The organism is Oryzicola mucosus (genome assembly GCF_014534685.1).
Taxonomy (GTDB): domain Bacteria; phylum Pseudomonadota; class Alphaproteobacteria; order Rhizobiales; family Rhizobiaceae; genus Oryzicola; species Oryzicola mucosus.
In genome coordinates, this window is sequence record NZ_JACVVX010000003.1 from 104,903 (window position 1) to 127,652 (window position 22,750).

General features: G+C 60.8%; 21 protein-coding genes. 10 read left to right on the forward strand and 11 right to left on the reverse strand.

Translation table 11 applies throughout. The features are described 5' to 3' along the window. Positions 1-83 precede the first annotated feature (83 nt). Positions 84-920: a universal stress protein gene (locus ICI42_RS10800; RefSeq protein ID WP_188164583.1), complete on the reverse strand. Its 837-nt coding sequence runs from the start codon at positions 918-920 to the stop codon at positions 84-86. A gap of 252 nt (positions 921-1,172) precedes the next feature. On the opposite strand from ICI42_RS10800, the gene ICI42_RS10805 reads away from it, so the two are divergent. Further along, on the forward strand, positions 1,173-2,969 hold the full coding sequence (locus ICI42_RS10805) for an acetate/propionate family kinase (protein ID WP_188164584.1): 1,797 nt from the start codon (positions 1,173-1,175) through the stop codon (positions 2,967-2,969). 25 nt (positions 2,970-2,994) lie between these two features. Here the strand turns inward: ICI42_RS10805 and ICI42_RS10810 are convergent, their stop codons facing one another. After that, the gene (locus ICI42_RS10810) at positions 2,995-5,358 is read right to left on the reverse strand and encodes a phosphoketolase family protein (RefSeq protein WP_188164585.1); all 2,364 of its coding nucleotides are present in this window, start codon (positions 5,356-5,358) and stop codon (positions 2,995-2,997) included. A gap of 292 nt (positions 5,359-5,650) precedes the next feature. Here ICI42_RS10810 and ICI42_RS10815 point away from each other — a divergent pair, with 292 nt between their 5' ends. Continuing rightward, positions 5,651-6,220, forward strand: coding sequence for a type 1 glutamine amidotransferase domain-containing protein (locus ICI42_RS10815; protein WP_188164586.1), 570 nt, complete (start codon positions 5,651-5,653; stop codon positions 6,218-6,220). A 99-nt stretch (positions 6,221-6,319) separates the two neighbouring features. Here ICI42_RS10815 and ICI42_RS10820 read toward each other — a convergent pair whose 3' ends face one another. Then, on the reverse strand, positions 6,320-6,460 hold the full coding sequence (locus ICI42_RS10820) for a hypothetical protein (RefSeq protein WP_188164587.1): 141 nt from the start codon (positions 6,458-6,460) through the stop codon (positions 6,320-6,322). 331 nt (positions 6,461-6,791) lie between these two features. On the opposite strand from ICI42_RS10820, the gene ICI42_RS10825 reads away from it, so the two are divergent. Further along, positions 6,792-7,925, forward strand: a complete 1,134-nt coding sequence (locus tag ICI42_RS10825) for a hypothetical protein (RefSeq protein WP_330999150.1) — start codon at positions 6,792-6,794, stop codon at positions 7,923-7,925. Between the two features lie 154 nt (positions 7,926-8,079). Then, on the forward strand, positions 8,080-8,475 hold the full coding sequence (locus ICI42_RS10830) for a lysozyme inhibitor LprI family protein (RefSeq protein WP_188164589.1): 396 nt from the start codon (positions 8,080-8,082) through the stop codon (positions 8,473-8,475). A 52-nt stretch (positions 8,476-8,527) separates the two neighbouring features. Here ICI42_RS10830 and ICI42_RS10835 read toward each other — a convergent pair whose 3' ends face one another. The 5 genes from ICI42_RS10835 to ICI42_RS10855 form a co-directional block, all read right to left on the reverse strand. After that, complete coding sequence (locus tag ICI42_RS10835; protein ID WP_188164590.1) at positions 8,528-9,604, reverse strand: hypothetical protein; 1,077 nt, start codon at positions 9,602-9,604, stop codon at positions 8,528-8,530. Between the two features lie 8 nt (positions 9,605-9,612). Next, on the reverse strand, positions 9,613-10,308 hold the full coding sequence (locus tag ICI42_RS10840; RefSeq protein WP_188164591.1) for an AIM24 family protein: 696 nt from the start codon (positions 10,306-10,308) through the stop codon (positions 9,613-9,615). 145 nt (positions 10,309-10,453) lie between these two features. Then, the gene (locus ICI42_RS10845; RefSeq protein WP_188164592.1) at positions 10,454-12,664 is read right to left on the reverse strand and encodes a xanthine dehydrogenase family protein molybdopterin-binding subunit; all 2,211 of its coding nucleotides are present in this window, start codon (positions 12,662-12,664) and stop codon (positions 10,454-10,456) included. 4 nt (positions 12,665-12,668) lie between these two features. Continuing rightward, on the reverse strand, positions 12,669-13,646 hold the full coding sequence (locus ICI42_RS10850) for an FAD binding domain-containing protein (protein WP_188164593.1): 978 nt from the start codon (positions 13,644-13,646) through the stop codon (positions 12,669-12,671). Further along, complete coding sequence (locus tag ICI42_RS10855) at positions 13,643-14,152, reverse strand: 2Fe-2S iron-sulfur cluster-binding protein (RefSeq protein WP_188164594.1); 510 nt, start codon at positions 14,150-14,152, stop codon at positions 13,643-13,645. Before ICI42_RS10855 ends, ICI42_RS10850 begins: the two co-directional genes overlap by 4 nt. Before the next feature lie 328 nt (positions 14,153-14,480). Here ICI42_RS10855 and ICI42_RS10860 point away from each other — a divergent pair, with 328 nt between their 5' ends. From ICI42_RS10860 to ICI42_RS10885, 6 genes are all read left to right on the forward strand, one after another. Then, a complete protein-coding gene (locus ICI42_RS10860) occupies positions 14,481-16,106 on the forward strand; it encodes an AMP-binding protein (protein ID WP_188164595.1) in 1,626 nt (541 codons plus the stop codon). Positions 16,107-16,248: 142 nt separating this feature from the next. Then, positions 16,249-17,385 carry an ABC transporter substrate-binding protein gene (locus tag ICI42_RS10865; RefSeq protein WP_188164596.1) on the forward strand — a complete coding sequence of 379 codons (1,137 nt, stop codon included), beginning with the start codon at positions 16,249-16,251 and terminating at the stop codon, positions 17,383-17,385. Positions 17,386-17,394: 9 nt separating this feature from the next. Continuing rightward, entirely contained in the window at positions 17,395-18,318 is a 924-nt protein-coding gene (locus tag ICI42_RS10870) for a branched-chain amino acid ABC transporter permease (RefSeq protein WP_188164597.1), read from the forward strand. A gap of 9 nt (positions 18,319-18,327) precedes the next feature. Further along, on the forward strand, positions 18,328-19,299 hold the full coding sequence (locus ICI42_RS10875; RefSeq protein ID WP_188164598.1) for a branched-chain amino acid ABC transporter permease: 972 nt from the start codon (positions 18,328-18,330) through the stop codon (positions 19,297-19,299). Continuing rightward, the gene (locus ICI42_RS10880) at positions 19,292-20,041 is read left to right on the forward strand and encodes an ABC transporter ATP-binding protein (RefSeq protein ID WP_188164599.1); all 750 of its coding nucleotides are present in this window, start codon (positions 19,292-19,294) and stop codon (positions 20,039-20,041) included. Before ICI42_RS10875 ends, ICI42_RS10880 begins: the two co-directional genes overlap by 8 nt. Next, the gene (locus ICI42_RS10885; protein WP_210317196.1) at positions 20,038-20,724 is read left to right on the forward strand and encodes an ABC transporter ATP-binding protein; all 687 of its coding nucleotides are present in this window, start codon (positions 20,038-20,040) and stop codon (positions 20,722-20,724) included. The genes ICI42_RS10880 and ICI42_RS10885 overlap by 4 nt, the downstream gene beginning before the upstream one ends. Positions 20,725-20,772: 48 nt before the next feature. Here the strand turns inward: ICI42_RS10885 and ICI42_RS10890 are convergent, their stop codons facing one another. The 3 genes from ICI42_RS10890 to kduI are packed head-to-tail and all read right to left on the reverse strand — an operon-like array spanning position 20,773 to position 22,733. After that, positions 20,773-21,117, reverse strand: coding sequence for a cupin domain-containing protein (locus ICI42_RS10890; RefSeq protein ID WP_188164601.1), 345 nt, complete (start codon positions 21,115-21,117; stop codon positions 20,773-20,775). A gap of 12 nt (positions 21,118-21,129) precedes the next feature. Beyond that, positions 21,130-21,894 (reverse strand): 2-dehydro-3-deoxy-D-gluconate 5-dehydrogenase KduD, encoded by a 765-nt coding sequence (gene kduD, locus ICI42_RS10895; protein ID WP_188164602.1) that lies wholly within the window; start codon positions 21,892-21,894, stop codon positions 21,130-21,132. Then, on the reverse strand, positions 21,891-22,733 hold the full coding sequence (kduI, locus tag ICI42_RS10900) for a 5-dehydro-4-deoxy-D-glucuronate isomerase (protein ID WP_188164603.1): 843 nt from the start codon (positions 22,731-22,733) through the stop codon (positions 21,891-21,893). The genes kduD and kduI overlap by 4 nt, the downstream gene beginning before the upstream one ends. Between the last annotated feature and the right edge of the window lie 17 nt (positions 22,734-22,750).

Below are 22,750 nucleotides of genomic sequence, written 5' to 3' on the forward strand. Positions count from 1 at the left end.
GACCTAAATGTTCGGGCAAGGGCTAAGGGGCAACCCGATGCCTCCTTCACGGGGCGTTAGCGGGCACACGAGAGCGACCTTCATCAATGGGAGAGCATGACAGGCAGTTGGAGGTTGCCCAGTACACCTGCTGTAGCTCCGCCCAGCACAAAGTCCCGCAGCCGGGAATGACCATATCCACCCATGACCAGAACATTTGCTCCGATGCTGCCGGCATGCTGTTGCAATATGTCGCCAATCCGTCCAGTCCCGGCGGGGATCGTCTTCCACTCAGCCAGGAGGCCTCCACGCCGCAGGCTTTCGGCAAGCCGTTCCGCGCCCTGTTCATCCTCAATGTGTTTTTCGCCTGTCGCGGTGACGACTGAGATGCGAACGGCTCGGTCCAGCAGAGGCAGTGCATCGGAGACGGCGCGCGCAGCAACGCGACTGCCGTCCCAGGCAATGACGACATGGTCGAGACGACTAAGGGAGATCGACTCTGGTATGAGGAGGGCAGGGCGACCGGCTCCAAACACCAGAGCTTCAGCGACCATCTGCGCCCCTGTGTTGTCGGGCGAGCAGCCGATCAAAGCCAGATCGTAGTATCTGGCTTGAGCAGCCGCTCTGTCGGCCACAGATGTCAGGGGCGCCTTAGCCACCGTAATCGTAAATGGTACAGAAGCTGAGCGCGCCTGTTCGTCAACGGCCTGCAGCAGTCGTGCGCCGTGGTGCGCGCTGAGCTCCTCGGCCTCCATGATCATCTCGGGCAAATTGAGAAGCATCTGGGAAAAAGCATTCGACACGGGCGGGACGACAATGTCGAAAGCCTGCGCGTTCAGGGTCGCATTCAGCAATTTCGAAACAGTAACCGCATTCTTGATCGTGGCGAGAGAATTTGCATCAGGATAGGTGACAAGAGGCAGGTAGGTCTGGATTGTCATAACAGAAGCTCCACAACCGCTCGGGTTCGGTGCCGCCCCGGAATGGTCGTATCGGGATAAACTATGTTCTGGCGAGTGAGAAACCAGAATTGTCTAGACACCTCATGGCGGCAAACCTACGACATCCGCCGGATGAGAGTATTGATTGAGATCAAGGCTTATACGCAGCATTGTAAACCGGCCGTTTGGTGTCTTGGTTTTGGCCACTTCCTGTTGGGCAACTGCGGGCGCGATTGAACTGAAGGGGTCGAAATGCACATCTTGGTCTTTAATGCGGGCAGCTCGAGCCTGAAATTCAGCATGTTCGAAACGGCTGACGACATGCGGGAAGTCTTCAAGGGCTCATTCGACAGGTTTCAGCAGGGTCGTTGCGACTTTCGATTCCGCGGTGGGGCTTCGAACGAGAGCGGTGAAATGCAATGCGCGAGCATCGACGTCGCGATTGCGGAAATCCCGGCCATACTGAAGCGGTTCGGCCTGCCGGATCCAGATGCCATCGGGCACCGGATCACCCATGGCGGTGCGCGGTTCTCCTCAGCCGCGCTGCTCGACGAGACTACGATCGCCGCAATTGAGGCTCTCAACCCGCTGGCTCCGCTTCATAACCCCGCCAATCTTCAGGCGGTGAGGCTAGGGCGCAGGCTTTGGCAGGATAGGCCGCAAGTCGCGGTGTTCGACACCGCTTTTCATCAAAGCAATCCCCCCTTTGCCACCACCTATGCCGTTCCGAAATCCTGGCGCGAGGCCGGTCTGAGGCGCTACGGATTCCATGGAACCTCGCACAAATATGTCGCACTCCGGGCCGCCCAGGAGGTCGGGCGACCGCTTGACGATCTCCAGCTTGTCAGCGTTCACCTTGGCAATGGGGCCAGCGTCTGCGCTGTCAACCGCGGCGAGAGCATGGACAGTTCCATGGGCATGACCCCGCTTGAAGGCCTCGTGATGGGGACGCGCTCGGGCGACGTCGATCCGGGAGCATTCGGCTTTCTGAACCGGGAATTCGGCCTTTCGCCCGCAGAGATAGAGAACGCTCTGTACAACGACAGCGGGCTGAAGGGACTGACCGGTTCTTCCGATATGCGGGATATCGAGGATTTGGCAGCAACGGGAAATCGCGAGGCCCAACTCGCCATCGAAATCTATGCCTACAGGGCAAAAAAATATGTGGGCGCCTATGCCGCTGCGATGGGCGGTCTCGATGCGGTAGTCTTTACTGGTGGCATCGGCGAGAATTCGCCTTCGATGCGCCGGCGTATCTGCGATGGTCTCGACTTCATGGGCCTGCAACTCGATCACGACCGCAATCAGGCCGTCGACCTTGCAAACGCCGCGGCACCCCAGATCCAGGCATACGGCTCCCGCGTGCGTGTGTTCGTTACGGAAACCGCAGAACAGCTCATGATAGCGCGCGAGACGGCTGCGGTCCTCGCCCTTCCACAGCCGGCGTTCGAGCCCATTCCCGTGGCTGTGTCCGCGCGTCATGTGCATTTGTCAAAAGAGGCCGTTACGGCGCTGTTCGGGCCCGGTTATGCGCTGACCCCTGAAACACCCTTGCGTCAACCCGGCCATTGGGCGGCGAAAGAACGTGTTGTTCTCCAGGGTCCCAAGGGGCAGCTGGATCGCGTCGCCATCCTTGGCCCGATACGACCGCGCACGCAGATCGAGGTGTCGCGTACGGATAGTTTTTCGCTCGGCATCAACGTGCCAGTCCGCGAAAGCGGTAAGCTCGACAAGACCCCGGTCGTGACGATTGTCGGCCCGGCCGGCAGCATAACGACCGATGGGCTGATCGTGGCCGCTCGGCACATTCACACCAATCCGCGCGATGCCGCCCGGCTTGGCCTTGAGGATGGAGAATTCGTGGATGTTCGCGTTGGTGAGCCGGAACGCGGACTCGTATTTGCGCGCACGCTCGTCCGGGTCGGCGCGACTTCATTCACAGAAATGCACATCGACACCGACGAGGCCAATGCGGCTGGGATCGGCGCCGGGGCCGAAGGCGCGATCATAGACGATCACGCAACCGTCCATGCAAGAGCGCCGATCTGAAAACGCTATCGACGGGGATCACATCTCAGGAGGTCGCGGACCAGCGCCAATTGAGTATTTCGGGCATGTCCTCGCCATGCTCGCACACATATGCCCAGTGTTCTTCCAGTTTTGAGCGGAGGGTGGTTTCCAGCGTCGCTGCGCGCTCGCCGAAGGCGGGCAAGCGCTTGAGCGCCGCGAGCACCAGGTGGAAGCGGTCGAGTTCGTTCATGACGGCCATGTCGAATGGCGTGGTTGTCGTGCCTTCTTCGCGGAACCCGTGCACGTGAAAGTTTCGGTGGTTGGTGCGCCTATAGGTGAGGCGATGGATGAGGTACGGATAGCCATGATAGGCGAAGATCACCGGCCTATCCTTCGTGAACAACGCATCGAAGGCCTCGTCGGTGAACCCGTGCGGGTGCTCGGTGTGCGATTGCAATGTCATCAGGTCGACGACATTCACGACGCGGATTTTCAGATCGGGGAGGGCTTTGCCTAGAATGGTCACCGCAGCGAGCGTTTCCAGTGTGGGCACGTCGCCGCAACAGGCCATGACAAGATCAGGTTCTTGGCTCGTCGATGACGAACTGGCCCATTCCCACACGCCCGCGCCGGCGCGGCAGTGCGCCTCGGCTTCGTCCGCCGTCAACCATTGTGGCGCAGGCTGCTTGCCTGCGGTGATGACATTGATGCGGTTGTATGTCCTCAGGCAATGGTCCGTGACCCAAAGCAGCGTGTTTGCGTCGGGCGGAAAATAGAGCCGCACGGTATCGGCCTTCTTGTTGGCGACGAAATCGGCGAAACCAGGGTCCTGATGGCTGAATCCGTTGTGATCCTGACGCCAGACATGGGACGTGAGCAGATAGTTGAGAGAGGCGATCGGTTTGCGCCAAGGGAGTTCAGCCGATGTCTTCAGCCACTTAGCATGCTGGTTGACCATGGAATCCACAATATGGATGAACGCTTCGTAGCAGGAAAACAATCCATGCCGGCCGGTCAGCAAGTATCCCTCCAGCCAACCCTGGCAGAGATGTTCACTTAGAACCTCCATAACCCGGCCCTCATGGGCGAGTTCGACGTCGTAGGGTTGGATCGCCTCCATCCAGACCCGGTTCGTCACCTCGAACACGGCATCCAGTCGGTTTGACGCCGTTTCGTCCGGTCCGACGATCCGGAAGTTGTCCGCGTTCAGCGTTATGACGTCCCTGAGATATTGTCCCATTCTGCGCGTCGCTTCGCCCATCGATTGGCCTGGCGCGGCCACCTCCACCGCATGGTTTTTCCAATCGGGCAGAGCGAGGTCGCGTTTGAGAAGTCCGCCATTGGCATAAGGAGTAGCCCCCATACGTTTCGTGCCTGTGGGAGCCAGAGCGGCCAACTCGGGCAGTAGACTTCCATCCTCGGCGAAAAGCTCTTCCGGTCGATAGCTCTTCATCCACCCTTCGAGGATGCGCCGATGAGCTGCGTCACCTCGAGCGTTGGATACCGGCACCTGATGAGAGCGCCAGAAATCCTCGACCTTCTTTCCGTCGACGTCCTTGGGACCGGTCCAGCCCTTCGGACTGCGCAGCACGATCATCGGCCAACGCGGCCGTTCGCCCGACCAGGTTTGCGCTCGTGCGGCGTCTTGTATGGCTCGCACGCGATCCAGCACAAGATCCATAGTCTCAGCCATCTGCTTATGCATAGTGATCGGATCGCTTCCCCCGACGAAGACCGGTTCATAGCCATAGCCTTCGAACAGCTTCGTCAGTTCGGCGTCGTCCATGCGCGCGAGAATGGTTGGATTGGCGATCTTGTACCCATTCAGGTGCAGGATCGGCAGTACTGCGCCGTCACTTTGGGGATTGAGAAACTTGTTGGAATGCCACGCCGCGGCGAGAGGCCCTGTTTCAGCCTCGCCGTCCCCGACCACGCAGGCAACAAGCAGGTTCGGATTATCGAAGGCCGCGCCGAAAGCATGAACCAGGGCATAGCCCAGTTCACCACCTTCGTGGATCGACCCGGGCGTCTCGGGCGCCACGTGGCTGGGTATGCCGCCTGGGAAGGAGAACTGACGAAACAGCTTCTTCAGCCCGGCTTCGTCCCGCGAAATGTCGGGATACACCTCGCTGTAGGTGCCTTCGAGGTAGGTATTGGCCACCATAGCGGGGCCACCATGGCCGGGTCCGCAGATATAAAGCACGTCCAAATCGCGCTGTTTGATGACCCGGTTGAGGTGGACATAGAGGAAGTTCAGTCCTGGCGTCGTGCCCCAGTGACCAAGGAGGCGGGGCTTGACATGCTCCGCGGCTAGCGCCTCCTTCAGCAGGGGATTATCCATGAGATAGATTTGGCCGACTGAGATAAAATTCGCCGCTCGCCAATAACGGTCTATCAATTCGAGTTCGTTGGCAACGATACTGGGCATTGATTACCGCCTCTCTGGTCATGTTTAAGATTACCGGCGAAAGCCAATATACCATGCCGCGGCCGCGGCCATGCACATGATATTCGAAGATTCGCAATTTGCCCGAAATCGATAGAACGGCTCTTCCGCTGGCTACGGCGTGGGCCGGCCTTTCTCATTAATCCACCCGCGCGCGCGTGCAAGCTGTCCTTGCCCTGACGAGCCAGGGGAGGGAGGTTGCTTGATTGGAACCGTGCCAAGAACAAATCGTTAGCTGTGTCCTACACCACTCAGATAAGACAAGGACATATCCGTGAAACTCAACGGCAAGAAGATTGCAATTCTTATTGCACCAAAGGGTACCGAGGAACCCGAATTCACCAAACCAAAGGAAGCTGTCGAGGCGGCCGGTGCAACCGTCATCGTTGTCGGCATCGAAGCGGGCACTGCAAAGACGGTGAACAGCGACCTCGATGCCGGTGGTTCATACACAGTGGACAAAGCGGCCGCCGATGTCTCCGCCGCCGACTTTGACGGCCTCGTGATACCCGGCGGCACCGTCGGCGCCGATAAGCTTCGCGCTGACAAAGCCGTCGTGAAGTTCATCCACGCCTTCTTCGAACAAGGCAAGCCGGTGGGCGCGATCTGCCACGGTCCCTGGACGCTGGCTGAAGCCGATGTTCTCGACGGGCGCATGGTAACCTCCTACCACTCCATCCGAACCGACCTCGAGAATGCCGGAGCGGAATGGGTCGATCAGGAAGTGGTCGTAGACAAAGGGTTGGTTACGAGCCGCAAGCCCGACGACCTGCCGGCGTTCTGTGCCAAGATTGTCGAGGAATTTGCCGAAGGTACGCACAGCGAACAGGCGCGGTCGGCTTAGCCTTTGCTGTTTAAACCGCGGAGGAGCAAGCTCTGAATGCTCCTCCGGTAAGCCTGTCAAAAGTTTAGCCGACGGCACATGAGCCCACAGGATTTGGGTTCAGTTCGTCGACAACACCTCAAAGCGCTTCAGTTGGCCAAGCGTGAAACTCGTCTCGATGGAGAAGTCGCCTTTGAGCAGTGTCAGTTCTATCTTCAGGAACTGCTCATCTGCGGCGAGCTTCGCGCCGCCGCCGCCCATCAATAGTCGAATTGTCCGGTCATCGGATATCAGTCGAGCACGGCGTGCGGCTCAGGCGCTGGCCGGACGAACTGGCTTCCGCCGCGCTGTTTCTCGCTAGGCCGGCAGCTATGTGCTGACCGTCGATGGCGGTCTGCCGGGAACAGATGCAGAGCGCGGTCACTCATTTAACACACTCTGTTAACACACTCTGTCGAGCAGACATCCTTTTCAAAAACCAATGCACGCGTTAACGACGGCGAGGGCAAACGGGCTGCGTCGGGCTCGCGCAAACATCAGGTCATCGAAAGGTCCGCAGTTGTCTCTCAGGGAACCCGTCCGAAAGCGGATCGTGCTGCATTTCCCAGGCTTCGAGCCGTTGGATGCCGCAAGCCACCATGATCGCTACAGCCGGTCGGCTCAGCAAAGCGCTGCCCTGTGGGATATCGATGTGGCCGTTGGTCCTTTGTCTGAGAGCGGGCGGGACTTTGAGGTGGAAAGCAGCGGTCCGGGTTGGCATACGACCAGCCGGATCTATCTGTTCGACCACGCCGCCGTGGTCAATGGGCTGAACGGCAGGCCCCTGCCGCACCGCATTGCGTCCGGTTTCCTCAGCGCCGCTCGGGTGGTGGCCGAGGGCGGCGCGTTCGGCTATTTCAAACATGCCTGGCGGTTCGGCCTGTTTTTCGTGTTTCCGTTTCTGCTGGTCGCTCTTGCCCTGACAGTCAGCCTTGCGATCGCGGCTGTTCCATACTGGTTTGGGCTGAGCGCTTGGTTCTGGATCGCCAGCGTGCCGGTTGCCTACGCGTTCTTCGTCTGGCTCTTTGTGCCGTGGTCGGATGGTCTGCATACGCTGCATCTGTTCTCGGATTGGGAGATGGCAGTCGCAGTCGCGCGGCTCGACCACAGCACGATCAACACTTGGCTGGAAGAGTGCGCCGCAGCTGCCCGCATCGCTCTTGAAGAGCCTGCCGACGAATATGTCATAAGCTCGCACAGCATGGGCTCAAGCGTTGCCGTTCAAGTGGTGGGGATGCTGATGGAGAAGGAACCGGCCCTGTTCGAGGGCAAGCGCGTGGTGTTCGTGACATTAGGAGGTGCCGTTCTTCAATGCGCCCTGCTTGGTAGCGCTCGTGTTCTGCGCGCGCGGGTTGGGTTGATCGCGCGCGCCAAGGAGGTGTTCTGGCTGGAGGTTCATTGCCTGACGGACATCGTTCACTTCTACAAGTCGAAGGTCGTCGCAGCCGTCGGGCACCCCGACGCGCCGCAGCCGAAGATCGCCTTTATCCGTCTGAAGAGCATGCTGACCCCCGAACGCTACAAGAGGATCAAGAAGGACCCTTTGCGGGTGCATCGCCAGTATGTGCTGGCTTCGGATGTTCGCGCTCCGTTCGATTTCACGCTCATGACCGCCGGCCCGTTGCCGGCTGCTTCGTTTGCCGAACACTCGCCAGCGAACATGCCGCGACTTCATACCGGCGATTGACTTAACGCTTCAAACGATCGGCTTCAGCACTTGGTTACCGTATCTGGAGGCTCCGGTTGTCATCGTTTGGTCGGGCACTCAAAGTGTCTGCGAGGAGACTGAAAACATGGGAAAACCGATGCGTTATAGCCGTTTTGGACTTGGAGCGATTGCCATGCTGGGGCTGCTGGCCGCCCCGGGGACGCCAGCATACGCCCAATGGGCGCCGAGCACATCGTGCGATCAGTTTGGCGGGTACGAGTTGGAAAACTGCCTCAACAAGGCACTTGCTACTGCCGACGCCACGTTGAACGATACCTACAAGAAAGCCGAGGCGGCGATTACCGCAGACAGCGATGCATCGGCCGAGGACAAGAAAACCTGGCTCGGCAATCTGGTTGCCGCCCAGCGTGCATGGGTCGCCTTCAGAGACGCCAACTGCAAGTTCGATCTGATCGCAGCCGAGTGGAACTCCGGAAGCGGCACGACCTCAGCGCAACAGGCTTGTGTTCTGGCTGCGACGCTCGCGCGCACGACTGAACTGCAGCAGCGCTACACCCTGTCGAACTGATGGCGGCTTTCGACAAGGCGGCGAAAATCGCGCGCCTTGCCGATCGTATCAACTACTCCGATATCTTCCGGAAGCCGACATAGCCGTTGTCGGCATCGTAGAGATAATCGAATGCGTTCAGCGCATGGACGCTGGTGTTGACGAAGGTCGGCCTGTTCTCGCCTCCGACAAGCACGATCCGCTCAGGCGCGGCAGGCTGGTCGGTGTCGCCGACGCTAAAGGCATAGCCGGGCGCCTCGGCCGACGGGGTCGCACCGAAGATCACGCTCAGTTCGGTCTCGGGCACGAGTGTCTTCGCACCGTTCTCGCCATCCTGGGTGTTCCCCTTCTCACGGTCGGTGGGCAAGGTAAGATACATGACGGTCACGCCCGTATCCACCAGCGCCGTGCCGCAAGCGGGTTCGCCGCCACCGAGCGAGATGCAGGCCGCGACGCCCGACCAGTCATTGGTGGTGCTGTTCTGCGTCAGCTGGACGAACTCGAAACCGCGCGTGTTGCCTCCGGTCAGGCCGAGATAGATGCTCTCGCGCGTGACGATATAGCCACGGCTCATGGAGCCGGGTCCACCGGCCGTGCCCATATCCGCGACATTGAGAAACGGGTTTTTGTCGGGTGTACTCTGGCCCTGATGGTCGCTTTCTCGCCCGAAGCCAATGCCCATCATGGCGACACGCGTCGGATTGTCGGTCGGTTCGCAGTCGCGTGCATTGCTGAAACAGTCGATGCGGTTCACCGCCAGAACCGGCAGGGGCGTGGTGGTGACGCTTTCGCCGTTGCTGCCGGTGATGGTGACAGGGGTAACGACCCAGTTGCCGTGCATGATCCGGCCCGAGCTGGAGTAGGTCAGCGTACCGGTGCCTGTCGACTTCAAATTCTGCACGTCCGGGATCACATCCGCCGAGACGACGATGCCGGTCGAGCCCGTATCCATGATGGCGCGGGTCGGTTCGCCCCCGAACGACATCTCCAGAGTGGGTGAAAAGCGGATCGGCGCGCCGGCTTCGGGCGCATTGTGGAAACGCAGCAGCGTTTCCTTCTCGAAGCCGGAATAATCCGGGTCTGCCATGGCGGGAAAGGTGCAAAGCAAGACCGCACCAGCGCCGAGAAGCTTATGAGAAAGTCGGCTCATGTCGGATATTACCGTTCTGCCTTTGGCATGTAGGGAGCGAGCGCATGGGCGAGCTTTGGGGCGGTCAGCGTCTGCAGCCAGACTTTACCCGGTCCCGAAAGCCGCGCCAGGAAGAGGCCATCGCCGCCGAACATCATGTTCTTGACGCCGCGAACCGTGGTCATCTCGAAATGAACGCTGTCCTCGAACATGCCGATATGGCCGGGGTGGACCAGCATGGACTGTCCCGCCTGCAGCTCATGGATCACGGTTTCGCCGCCGAGTTCCACCCACGCAGTGCATCGGCCGGAGAGCTTCTGCAGCACGAAGCCTTCGCCGCCAAAGATGCCGGCGCCAAGCGACTGCTGGACGCCGGTGCCGAGTTCGACGCCGGCGCTCGCGCAGAGGAAGCCATGATGGTGGACCATATAGGAGCGTCCGCCATCGACCTGCACTTCATGGATGGTGCCCGGAATCTGTGCGGCAAAAGCAACGACACCGGCGCCGCCCCTGGCTTCGAACTCGGTCATGAACAGGCCGCCGCCTGAAATCGCGCGTGTGACGGCACCCCAGAGACCGCTGCTGCCGGCAGTAGATGTCGTGGTATTCATCTCCACCGGACCCATCAGCCAGGAGAGCTGATCCGGTCCGGCAATGACCTTTTCACCCGCCGCAAGTTCGATTTGCAGAACTGGTAGTGTCGTCCCTGTTATAGTTGCCCGCATCGGTAGTGCCTCCCAGTCGTTAAGCCGTTCGTCGACGGCGAAGTTGTGCCCTGTTCAAGTAGAATTTGACGCGGTGATGGTAGCGATTTCATGAATGCCAAGCTGAGGCTTCAGTCCATGCTTAACGGTTGGAAAAAGCCTGCGGTCACGTAGCCTCGTCCAATCCGTCGATCACCTTATCGAGCGTCGCAGGCAACTGTCTTACGCGAACACCGCAGGCATTGTAGATCGCATTGACGATGGATCCGGCTGCGCCGCAAATGCCCAACTCGCCGATACCCTTTGCCTGCAGTGGATTGGCCCACTCGTCGCGTTCTTCCAGCAGTACGACCTCGATCTGGGGCACGTCGGCATTCACCGGCAAATGGTACTCGGCAAAGTCGTGATTGACCATGTGGCCGTCGCGGCGGTCATGGATGAGTTCTTCAGTCAATGCCATGCCGATGCCAAAGGTCATGCCGCCTAGACATTGCGAGCGCGCTGTCTTTGCATTCAGAATGCGTCCCGCTGCGAACACGCCGAGCATGCGCCGCAGCCGCGTCTCGCCGGTAACGCTGTTGACGCCTACCTCGGCGAAATAGCTGCCATAGGTTGCCTGACGCACTTTCTTTTCGGCTTTGCCTGGTTGGACGTGGCCTTCGCCCACCAGCGTGTCGCCGTCGAGTACGTCGCGTAAAGCGATGCGCTTGTTGCCGACGATGGCGTATCCGCCCTTCAAGGTCATGTCCGCATCTTCACAATTCAGCTTCTTGCAAAGCTGACGGCGGATTTCCTCGCAGCCGAGCAACACCGCCGTTCCGTTGGATGCGGCACCGAAAGAACCGCCTGAGCCGGACGCAGGAGGAAACTCCGTATCGCCCAGACGCGTTTCGACATCCTCCATCGGCAGGCCGAGCATCTCGCCGGCAATCTGGCCAAGAATCGCATAGGTCCCCGTACCGATGTCGGTCATATCGGTTTCGATCATGGCGCGGCCATCGGCGGAGAGGGTCACTCGGGCTTTGGATTCGATCAGCATGTTGACGCGTACGGCAGACGCCATGCCCATGCCGACGAACCATTCGCCATCTCGGGTCGACCGCGGCTTGGGATTGCGCTTATCCCAACCGAAACGGCGTGCGCCCTCGTCAAGCGCTTCCGCCAGTGCATGCGACGAGAAGGGGATTTGATCGGTAGGATCCTGATCAGGAATGTTCTTCTTGCGCAGTTCAACAGGGTCGATACCCGCTTTTTCCGCCAATTCGTCCATGGCGATTTCCAGTACCGTCAGTCCAACGGCCTCGCCCGGTGCGCGAACGGAGCCGGCGCAGGTACGGTGGATGCGCGCGATCTTGTGCACAATCTCACGGTTTTCACCGCGATAAAGGAACGGTGTGGCCTGCGTCACCGGCTCGGAAAAGTCTTCGCCGGGCAGGTTGGAGACCAACGCCTCATGACCGATCCCCGTCAAAAGACCGTTCTCGTCCGCGGCAAGCCTGATGCGCTGGTTCGTTTCGGAACGACGCATCGTCGTTTCGAAGACCTGTTGCCGCGTCATTGACACCGCCACCGGAACACCGAGTTCCTTTGAAGCCAGAGCCGCGGCCACCGCCTCAGGCGAAATGCCCAGCTTGGCACCGAAACCGCCGCCGACATAAGGCGCGAGAATGCGGACGTTCTTCTCCGAAATGCCGAGCGCATCGGCCAGTTCGGCCTTGTTATAGGCCAACATCTGATAACTGCCGCGCAAAGTGACGCTGTCGCCATGCCAGTGCGCTACAGATGCGTGCGGCTCCATTGCGGCACTTGAATGGCCGGGCGTTGTATAATGCTGATCCACGGAGAAGGCGGCCTTTTTCATAGCCTCGTCGAGATCGCCGATGAGAACCTGCTCCTTCTTCGGCATCTCGACAGATGCATCGGGGTCGTGCGGATTGACAACCGCATCGCCTTTGGCTTCCAGGGTCAGGCGTAACGCCAGGGCGCCATGTCGGGCCTGTTCGAGCGTGTCGGCGACTACAAGAGCGACGGGCTGGCCGAAATAAGCAATGTCGTCGGAGCCCTGAACCGGGGCCTTGCCGGCCATGCCTTGGGCGGGGTTGCGCAGCATGCGCTTGCCGGTGATGACTGTGCGGATGCCAGGCAAGGCCCTCACTGCCTCGGTATCCAGGTCGCGCAATTTGCCGTGGGTAATCGTGGCGCGGACGAGAACGCCGTGACACACATCGTCCGGCAGGACATCCATGGCATAGCTTGCCTTGCCGGAAACCTTGAGCTTGCCCTCGGGCCGGTCCGTTGGCGTGCCGACCAAGCCTTGCACCATGTCGTCGAGCCGGTAGCGGTCGTCACGGTCGTCCATCTTGAGATGAAGGGTCATCGGGTCAGCCTTCCGTCAGTTCGGTCAGCACGGCACACAGTGTGCGATGCAGAAGCTTGATCTTGAATGCATTGTCGCCTTGCGCTTCGGCGTTGCGAAGCAACGTATCGGCGACACGACGAAACAAATCTTGCGACGGCGCTTCGCCGAGCAGCATCTGTTCGATCTCCGCGTTGCGCCACGGCTTGTGGGCTACGCCGCCGAAGGCGAGGGATGCATGAGCGATCTTGCCGTCCGACATCTCGATGACGCCGGCAACGGAGACCAACGCAAAGGCATAGGAAGCCCGGTCGCGCACCTTTCGGTAGGTCTGCCGGCTGCCTTTGGCGGGAGGTATTATGACGGCGGTAATCAGATCGCCGGGCTTCAGTTCGGTTTCGATATGCGGCGTATTGCCGGGCAGACGATAGAAGCTCTCCAACTCCACCGTCCGGATATCGCCGGTGGCATTTTCGATCTCGACCTTGGCGTCCAATGCCTGAAGAGCAACTGCCATGTCGCTGGGATGGGTGGCGATACAGTGGTCGCTGGCACCGAAAATGGCGTGCAGCCGGGTCGCTCCACCGATGGCCTGACAGCCGCTGCCGGGCTCGCGTTTGTTGCAGGGCATGGCAGTGTCATAGAAATAATAGCAGCGCGTGCGCTGAAGCAGATTGCCGCCGGTGCTCGCCTTGTTGCGAAGCTGGCCGCTGGCGCCGGCCAGCAATGCGCGGGAAAGAACCGGATAGGTCGAGCGCACGATTTCATGCGCGGCGAGGTCGCTGTTGCGCACCATGGCGCCGATCCGCAGGCCGCCATCTGCCGTGGTTTCGATGTCGTCCATATCGAGCCGGCTGATGTCGACAAGTCGCTCGGGCGTCATCACTTCAAGCTTCATCAGGTCGAGCAGGTTGGTACCGCCAGCGATGACGGTGGCGCCGCCTGCGGCCATCGTTGCCGCTTCATGTCGGGAAGCTGCGCGGGTGTATTCGAAAGGGTTCATCGTTTGGCGCTCCCTGCCACGTCCATGATGGCATCGACAATGTTGGGGTAGGCCGAGCAGCGGCAAAGATTGCCGCTCATCCGCTCGGAAATTTCCTCAACCGTCAGGTCCTGTTTCGCGGTGACGTCGGCGCTGACATGGCTTGGCCAGCCCGCCTCGACTTCGTCCAACATGGCTGTCGCCGAGCAAATCTGGCCGGGGGTGCAGAAGCCGCACTGGAAGCCATCATGGGAGACGAAGGCCTGTTGCAGCGCCGACAGATGCTCGGGCGTGCCGATCCCTTCTATGGTGACGACCTCGTCGCTGTCATGCATGCAGGCCAGCGACAGACACGAATTGATGCGTCGTCCGTTGACGATGACTGTGCAGGCACCGCACTGGCCGTGGTCGCAGCCCTTCTTGCTGCCGGTGAGGTTGAGATGGTTGCGCAGCGCATCCAGCAGCGTGGTTCGCGGGTCGGCGTCCAGATGGCGCAACTGGCCGTTGACGGTCAACGTGGTCTTCATGAAGGCGCTCCTGCCTGGGTTTAAAACGGCCGGGATGACGGCCTTCCTGGCTGAATAATTCCTCGCGCGCTGGGTTGTTCCGGGGAAAGAATGGATCGCTGGTTGACGCCGCGCGGGAGAAAAAGCTGGGGGACGCCGAACGGCCGAAATCCGGGTGCAAGCACGCGCTCCAAAAATTATTACAAGCTTAAACTTTATGGCTTGATAGACGCTGCCGACGATGCGATGCTGACCCTATGAGACGCGCGCTTGTGGCGGCGTCCTGCCGGTATCGGTTAAGGGCGGAAACATGCTCGGCCGTTCGCTGTGTAACGAATGGGAACTCAATATGCTTGGACCGACGGTTCACGTCGACAGCTTCGCGCGTGACAATCTCCCCTCGTTTCATGATTGGCCGCAGATCGATCTCGACGGATTCGATTATCCCGAATGGCTGAATGCCGGCGTCGAACTGACCGACAGAATGGTCGAGCGCGGTTTCGGCGACCGCGTGGCGCTGATCGGAAACGGCCGTCGGCGCACCTACAAGGAACTGAGCGACTGGACCAATCGGCTCGCCGCGGCGCTGGTCGCCGATTTCGGCGTCCAACCGGGCAATCGCGTTCTGATCCGCTCCGCCAACAACCCGGCGATGGTCGCCTGCTGGCTGGCAGCCACCAAGGCGGGTGCCGTGGTGGTCAACACCATGCCAATGCTGAGGGCCGGAGAGCTTTCCAAGATCGTCGACAAGGCCGAGATCACCCACGCCCTGTGCGACACTCGGCTGATGGACGAGATGGTCGCCTGCGCCAAGGACAGCGTCTTTCTCAAGCAGGTGATCGGCTTCGACGGCACCGCCAACCACGATGCCGAACTCGACCGCGCCGCTCTCGACAAGCCCGTGGCTTTCCAGGCGGTGCAAACGGGCCGCGACGATGTCGCACTGCTCGGCTTCACCTCCGGCTCGACCGGAATCCCTAAAGCGACGATGCATTTTCATCGCGACATCCTCATCGTCGCTGACGCCTATGCCAAAGAAATTCTCGACGTGCAGCCGGAAGACGTGTTCGTCGGTTCGCCGCCGCTTGCCTTTACTTTCGGCCTGGGCGGGCTGGCGATCTTCCCGTTGCGGTTTGGCGCGAGCGCGGCTTTGCTCGAAAGTGCAACCCCGCCAAACATGATCGACATCATCCAGAAGTACAAAGCAACGATCTGCTTTACCGCGCCCACCGCCTACCGCGCCATGCTGGCCGCGATGGAAGAGGGTGCAGACCTGTCGTCATTGCGGGTGGCGGTTTCGGCTGGCGAGACTTTGCCTGCGCCGGTCTTCGATCAGTGGGTTGCAAAAACGGGAAAGCCGATCCTCGACGGCATCGGCGCGACGGAGATGCTGCATATCTTCATCTCCAATCGCCTCGACGACACGAAGCCGGCCTGCACCGGCAAGCCGCTGAAGGGCTATCGGGCCAAGGTGGTCGACGACGCCATGAACGAGGTGCCGCGCGGCACTATCGGGATGCTGGCCGTCCGTGGGCCGGTGGGCTGCCGCTATCTCGCCGACGACCGGCAGAAGGATTACGTCCGCGATGGCTGGAACCTGACGGGCGACAGCTTCGTGCAGGACGAGGACGGCTATTTTCATTTCGCCGCCCGTTCCGACGATATGATTGTCTCTGCCGGTTACAACATCGCCGGTCCTGAAGTCGAAGCGGCGTTGCTCAAGCACGAGCATGTCCTGGAATGCGCAGTTATAGGCGTACCGGACGAAGCACGCGGCCATATTGTCGAGGCGCATGTGGTTTTGAACGGCGATGCCACAGCTTCGGACATGCTGGCGGCGGCGTTGCAGGAACATGTGAAGGGCATCATTGCCCCTTACAAATATCCCCGCTCCATCGTCTTCACGCAGGCACTTCCGAAAACGGAGTCTGGAAAGATTCAACGGTTTCGACTGAAGCAGACAACGACCGCCTAAGGTTTAGCTGTTCACAGATCCTAAGGTTCAATTGCGACAGTGGACGTCTCCCGGCAAGTATGGGAGGTAACGAGACAATCGATGACATCGCCGGCAATCTTGCCAGAGGGTGCGTCAAGAGAACAAAAATGGGAGCTCTACGATGAAGAATTTGCTTTCCGCCGCCACGCTCGCCCTCGCCGTCGGCGCATCCGGCCTTGCCGTGGCCGAGCCGGTGAAGATCGGTATGATCACCACCCTGTCGGGCGGCGGCGCTGGGCTGGGCGTCGACACCCGCGACGGCTTCATGCTGGCCATCAAGCAGTCCGGCAACAAGGACATCGAGGTCATCACCGAGGACGATGGGCAGAAGCCTGAACTGGCCGTGCAGATCGCCGACAAGATGATCCAGAGCGATCAGGTAGACATCCTCACCGGTATCGTCTGGTCGAACCTCCTGATGGCAGTGGCGCCGAGCGCGGTGGCACAGGGCAAGTTCTACGTTTCGACCAATGCGGCGCCGGCTGCGTTGGCGGGCGCCAACTGCAACCCGCTCTATTTCAACGCCGCCTACCAGAACGACAACCTTCACGAGGCCATGGGCGAATACGCCAACAAGGACTACAAGAAGCTGTTCATCATGGCGCCCAACTATCCGGCCGGCAAGGATTCGCTGACCGGCTTCAAGCGCTACTTCAAGGGTGAGCTGGCGGCTGAAGTCTACACCCAGGTCGGCCAGACCGACTATGCGGCTGAAATCGCCCAGATCAGGGCTTCCGGCGCAGATGGCGTCTTCGCCTTTCTGCCCGGTGGCATGGGCATTGCCTTCATGAAGCAGTATGCGCAGTCGGGCGTAAACATCCCAATCATGGGACCCGGCTTCTCATTCAGCCAGGACGTGCTGCCGGCAATCGGTGATGCAGCCCTGGGCGTCAAGGCGTCGGGCCAGTGGGTCAAGGATCTCGACAACGAAGCCAACAAGAAGTTCGTGGCCGACTTCCAGAAGGAATACAACCGCCTGCCGTCGCTCTATGCGGTGCAGGCTTATGATGCTGCCCAGCTCATCCTGTCGGCGGCCGCGAATGCTGACGTGAAAGACACCGAAGCCTTCCGCGCGGAACTTCTCAAGGCCGACATCAAGTCGCCGCGCGGCAACTTCAAGTTCAACACAAACCAGCATCCCATCCAGGATATCTACGTCACCGAAGTGACCAAGGAAGGCGACGTGCTGACCAACAAGACGGTGGAGAAGATCTTTACCGACCATGGCGACGCCTATGCCAAAGACTGCAAGATGTAAGGGCACCTTGTGACCTTTGCACTTGCTCTCGAGCAGTTGCTGAACGGCCTGCAGCTCGGCGTCATGTTGTTTCTCATGGCTGCCGGGCTGACGCTGATTTTCGGCGTCATGGGTCTCATCAATCTTGCCCACGGCTCGCTTTACATGGTCGGCGCCTTCGCCTGCGCCACCGTGGCGGCGTGGACGGGCTCGTTCTGGCTCGGGTTGTTCGCCAGCCTTGCCTGCGCCGCGGCGGCGGGTGCAATCGTCGAATTGCTGGTTATCCGCAGGCTTTACGACCGGGATCATCTCGACCAGGTGCTGGCGACCTTCGCGCTGATCCTGATCTTTTCCGAGGGAACCCGCTGGATGTTTGGCTCGTTCCCGCTTTATCTCGACATCCCACCGCTGCTGCAGGGGGCGGTGCCGCTCCCCGGCGGCACGCAATACCCGCTCTATCGCCTCGCCATCATCGCGGCCGGCGCGTTGGTGGCGTTTGCGCTGTATCTTCTCATCTCGCGGACCCGGCTCGGCATCCGCATCAGGGCTGGCGAAAGCGATCGCGAAATGATCGGCGCACTCGGGGTCGACATCCGCACGCTCTACACCGTCGTGTTCGCGTTGGGAGCGGCCCTTGCCGGCTTTGCCGGCGCTATGGTTGGCGCTCTGCAATCGGTGCAGGTCGGCATGGGAGAGCCGGTGCTGATCCTGGCTTTCGTGGTTATCGTCATCGGCGGCATCGGCTCCATCAAAGGTGCGCTTCTAGGCGCGCTCCTGGTCGGCGTGGTCGACACGATGGGCCGTTTTCTGCTGCCGAAACTCTTCGTGCTGTTCGTGCCGCCTTCGCAGGCCGGCATGATTGGCGGAGCGCTGGCCTCCATGCTGATCTACATCGTGATGGCCTTGATCCTTGCCGTGAAGCCGCGCGGCCTTTTTCCGCCGGCGCATGCGTGAGATCGTGACATGAGCCGCGAAACCGTCGTCAACTTCATCCTGGCAGCCTTGTTGCTCGCGGTGCCACTTCTCGCCAACGCTGTCGGCCAGCCCTTCTACATCACGCTTGCCACGCGCATCGCCATCCTTGCCCTCGCCGCTACGGGGCTCAACCTGGCGCTTGGCCTCGGCGGGCTGGTCTCCTTCGGCCATGCGGCGTTCTTCGGCATCGGCGGCTATGCCGCAGGCATTTTGGCGACGCATGGCTTTTCGGGCGAACCGCTGGTCTTCGGACTGTCGGGCACCAACCAGATGCTTGTCATCTGGATTGTCGCAGCGGTGACGGCTGGTCTCGCCGGCCTTGCCATCGGTGCAATCAGCCTGCGCACCTCGGGCGTCTATTTCATCATGATCACGCTGGCCTTCGCACAGATGGTCTATTATTTTGCGGTGTCGTGGCCTGCCTATGGCGGCGAGGACGGGCTTTCGATCCTCGTCCGCAACCAGTTTCCGGGCGTCAGCACGATGCGACCGCTGAGCTTCTTCCTGATCTGCTACGTGGTCCTCCTGGCCGCCATAGGCCTGTTCGCGCTGATCCGCGCATCGCGTTTTGGCTCTGCCTTGCAGGCGGCGCGGCAGAACCCGGTGCGCGTTGCTACCGTCGGCATCAGGCCGTTTCGCATCCGCCTGACGGCGTTTGCCATCTCGGCAATGATGACCGCTCTCGCAGGCGCGCTGTTTGCTGATTTAAACCGTTTCGTCAGCCCCTCGATGCTGTCGTGGCATATGTCGGGCGAATTGATCGTTCTGATCATTTTAGGCGGTACGGGACGCCTCTTCGGACCGCTGGCGGGAGCGGCCCTTTACGTGATCATCGAATACGCGCTGGGCGGCATTACGGAGCGTTGGCAGTTCTTCCTCGGATTGATCCTTTTGGGCGTTGTGTTGTTTGCGCGGGGCGGGCTGCTGGGCTTCATCGCCGGAAAGGCGCGCCATGGTTGAGCCGGTCCTGCAAATCTCCGACCTGGTCAAGTCCTTTGGCGCGCTGCGCGCCACTGATGGCGTGACACTCGACCTGCATCCCGGCGAGATACACGCGCTGATCGGCCCGAACGGCGCCGGCAAGTCGACGTTGATCCACCAGATTTGCGGCACGGTGCGGCAGGATTCCGGCACCATCCGCTTCGCTGGGCAAGACATCGGCGGGCTTGGCGTTGCCGAGCGCGCACAACGCGGCCTTGGACGCACGTTCCAGGTCTCATCGCTGGCGCCTGAATTCTCCGCACTGCGCAACGTCATGCTCGCCGTTCAGGCCAAACAGGGATCGAGCTTCCGCTTCTTCAAGCCGGCGATGCTTGACCGCTCGCTGACCGAACCCGCCATGACGGTACTCGACCGGGTGGGGCTTGCCGAGCGGGCGCGGATACCGGCGTCGGAACTGTCGCATGGCGAGCGGCGGCAGCTTGAAATCGCCATTGCGCTGGCACTTGGTTCCCGCGCCTTCCTGCTCGACGAGCCGATGGCCGGCATGGGGCCGGAGGGGTCCAAGACGTTGACCCGCTTTCTCGACCGCCTGCGCCAGGAAGCGCCGATCCTTCTGGTTGAGCACGACATGGACGCCGTCTTCGCACTCGCCGACCGGATTTCGGTGCTGGTCTATGGCCGCATCATCGCCACGGGCACCGTGGAGGACATCCGCCGGGACCCGGCCGTGCGCTCCGCCTACCTCGGAGACCACGACTGATGCTGCTCGAGGTCAACGACATCGCCACCTATTACGGCTCCAGCCAGGCGCTCTTCGGCGTCGATCTCGCGCTCGACGAAGGCGAGGTGCTGGCGCTGATGGGCCGCAACGGCATGGGCAAGAGCACCACGATCCGGTCTATCTGCAATCTCAACCCGCCAAGGAGCGGCACGATAAGCTTCGCCGGCACGTCCACGTCGCGTCAGCCGGCGTTCCGTGTCGCGCGCCGTGGCATCGGCCTGGTGCCGGAAGGGCGCCGTTGCTTTGCCACGCTGACCGTCTATGAGAACCTGATCGCGGCGGCCCGGCCCGGCCGCTGGACGCTGGAGCGGGTCAATGAGTTGTTTCCACGTCTGGGCGAGCGGCGCAATCAGCTTTCGCAGACGCTTTCGGGCGGCGAACAGCAGATGCTGGCAATTGGTCGCGCGCTGATGACCAACCCGCGCCTGCTCATTCTCGACGAGGCGACGGAGGGGCTCGCACCTGTGATCCGGCAGGATATCTGGCGCGCTATCCGGGCGCTGAAATCCGACGGACTGTCGATCCTTCTGGTCGACAAGACCCTGTCGGAACTGCTGCCGGTGGCTGACCGCTGTGTCATCCTCGAAAACGGCCGCTCGGTCTGGTCGGGAGAACCCGCTGCCATCGATGACGCCGTCAAGGACCGCTATCTCGGCATTTGATGGGTACGGAGGTCGCCTGCCGGGATGGATCGATGGCCTATTTCGTTGTCAGGCGGTCTTCAAAAAATCGGCGCGGTGGGGCGTAAAGCAGTCCACCAGCCGGCCGGCCTCCAATGCCTTGACGCCATGTTCCAGCCCCGAAGGAACGATGAAAGCACCGCCAGCACTAACAGTTTCAACCTCGCCGTCGATGGTGACTTCGAAACGGCCTTCGGCGACATAGCTGGATTGCACATGCGGGTGAGAGTGCAGCCAGCCTACGCCGTCCTTTTCGAAGGCGAATTCCACCATCATCAGTTCGTCGGTGTAGAGCACGATGCGGCGGCGGTTTCCGTCCGGCGTGGGCTCCCATACGCCGGTTTCAGGCGTTGCGAACAGCTTGATTTCAGTCATTGAATTGTCCTTCTAACGCGCCAGCCAGCCGCCATCGACGGGAAGCACCGCGCCATGCATATAGCCAGACGCGGGGGCCAGCAGGAACACGGCGGCATCGCCGATATCCGATGGTTCCCCCCAACGGCCGGCGGGGATGCGGCCCAGGATTGCCGCACTGCGGTCGGGGTCGTTGCGCAGCGCCTCGGTGTTGTTTGTCTCGATGTAGCCGGGCGCTATCGCGTTGACGTTGATATTCTTGGCCGCCCATTCGCAGGCCAGCAGGCGGGTGATGCCGAGGACGCCGTGCTTGGAGGCGGTGTAGGACGCCACTCGGATGCCACCCTGGAAAGACAGCATCGACGCGATGTTGACGATGCGGCCCGGCACATCGGCGGCGAGAAGTTTACGGGCGTAAAACTGGCTCAGGAAAAACAGGCTCTTGAGATTGACGTCCATGACGTCGTCCCAATCTTCTTCGGTGAAATCGACGGCGTCGGCGCGCCGGATGATGCCGGCGTTGTTGACGAGGCCGTCGATGGCTCCGGCCTTCTCCCACGCAGCATCGAGCATGGCTTGTGCTGCCTTATGGTCGCCAAGGTCGCAGGAGACCGCCTCGAAGCTCGCGCCGATTGCCTGCATTTTCTGCGCCGTGTCATCCATCGACGAACGGCCCACTCCGATGACAGCACCGCCGGCACGGCCGATAGCCAGGCAGATGCCCTGGCCAATGCCCGTGTTGGCGCCCGTCACCAGGACCTTGCAACCGTCCAGGCTAAAGGCAGAGGGAGCGCTCATCGGAGATCCTCGACGGCAACCGGATCGACGTCGGTGTAGTCGACATTGTCGCCCGCCATGGCCCAGATGAAGGCGTAGTTTGAGGTGCCGGCGCCGGAATGGATCGACCAGGGCGGCGACAGCACGGCTTCCTCGTTCTTCATGACGATGTGACGGGTTTCATCGGGTTCACCGAGGAAATGGAAGACACGCGCGGTGTCGGCCAGATCGAAATAAAGGTAAACCTCCATGCGGCGGTCATGCACATGTGCGGGCATGGTGTTCCAGACCGAGCCGGGGGCCAACTGCGTCATGCCCGCCACGAGCTGGCAGGTCTCGATGGAATTGGTGAACTGGAAGATTGAGCGTTCGTTCGAGGTCTGCTGGCTGCCGAGGTCGAGCCGCTTGGCGTCGCCGATGCGGATCGTGCGGGTCGGATATGCGTGATGCGCGGGTGCGCTGAGGATGTAGAACTTCGCCGGGGAAGCCGCGTTGGCTGAAGTGAACGCCACATCGCCTGCGCCGAGGCCGATGTAAAGCATGTCGCGGGTCTCGAGCGGGTAGGCTTCATCGCCGACGGTGACGATGCCGGAAGCGCCGACATTGACGACGATCATTTCGCGGCGGTCCAGGAATGACTTGGTGCCCATCGACTTGACCGCCTTGAGCTCCAGCGCGGCATCGGTCGGCGTAGCGCCGCCCACCACCATGCGGTCGTAGTGGGTATAGGTGAGGCTGATCTCGCCGGGCTGGAAGAGGTCGGCGATGTGGAAATTCGCCCTCAGTTCATCCGTGCCCATTGCGGCGGCATTTTGAGGGTCGATTGCATAACGGGACGTGTAGTCGAGGGGTTCAGCCATTCAGATATTCCTTTTTA

Bases quoted from the DNA above. Each gene is read 5' to 3' on its own strand.
- ICI42_RS10875 (WP_188164598.1), top strand. From the start codon at position 18,328: ATGAGCCGCGAAACCGTCGTCAACTTCATCCTGGCAGCCTTGTTGCTC.
- ICI42_RS10820 (WP_188164587.1), bottom strand. From the start codon at position 6,460: ATGGGCGGCGGCGGCGCGAAGCTCGCCGCAGATGAGCAGTTCCTGAAG.
- ICI42_RS10855 (WP_188164594.1), bottom strand. From the start codon at position 14,152: ATGAAGACCACGTTGACCGTCAACGGCCAGTTGCGCCATCTGGACGCC.
- ICI42_RS10840 (WP_188164591.1), bottom strand. From the start codon at position 10,308: ATGCGGGCAACTATAACAGGGACGACACTACCAGTTCTGCAAATCGAA.
- ICI42_RS10880 (WP_188164599.1), top strand. From the start codon at position 19,292: ATGGTTGAGCCGGTCCTGCAAATCTCCGACCTGGTCAAGTCCTTTGGC.
- kduD (WP_188164602.1), bottom strand. From the start codon at position 21,894: ATGAGCGCTCCCTCTGCCTTTAGCCTGGACGGTTGCAAGGTCCTGGTG.
- ICI42_RS10890 (WP_188164601.1), bottom strand. From the start codon at position 21,117: ATGACTGAAATCAAGCTGTTCGCAACGCCTGAAACCGGCGTATGGGAG.
- ICI42_RS10835 (WP_188164590.1), bottom strand. From the start codon at position 9,604: ATGAGCCGACTTTCTCATAAGCTTCTCGGCGCTGGTGCGGTCTTGCTT.
- ICI42_RS10865 (WP_188164596.1), top strand. From the start codon at position 16,249: ATGAAGAATTTGCTTTCCGCCGCCACGCTCGCCCTCGCCGTCGGCGCA.
- ICI42_RS10860 (WP_188164595.1), top strand. From the start codon at position 14,481: ATGCTTGGACCGACGGTTCACGTCGACAGCTTCGCGCGTGACAATCTC.
- ICI42_RS10830 (WP_188164589.1), top strand. From the start codon at position 8,080: ATGCTGGGGCTGCTGGCCGCCCCGGGGACGCCAGCATACGCCCAATGG.
- kduI (WP_188164603.1), bottom strand. From the start codon at position 22,733: ATGGCTGAACCCCTCGACTACACGTCCCGTTATGCAATCGACCCTCAA.
- ICI42_RS10850 (WP_188164593.1), bottom strand. From the start codon at position 13,646: ATGAACCCTTTCGAATACACCCGCGCAGCTTCCCGACATGAAGCGGCA.
- ICI42_RS10810 (WP_188164585.1), bottom strand. From the start codon at position 5,358: ATGCCCAGTATCGTTGCCAACGAACTCGAATTGATAGACCGTTATTGG.
- ICI42_RS10800 (WP_188164583.1), bottom strand. From the start codon at position 920: ATGACAATCCAGACCTACCTGCCTCTTGTCACCTATCCTGATGCAAAT.
- ICI42_RS10805 (WP_188164584.1), top strand. From the start codon at position 1,173: ATGCACATCTTGGTCTTTAATGCGGGCAGCTCGAGCCTGAAATTCAGC.
- ICI42_RS10845 (WP_188164592.1), bottom strand. From the start codon at position 12,664: ATGACCCTTCATCTCAAGATGGACGACCGTGACGACCGCTACCGGCTC.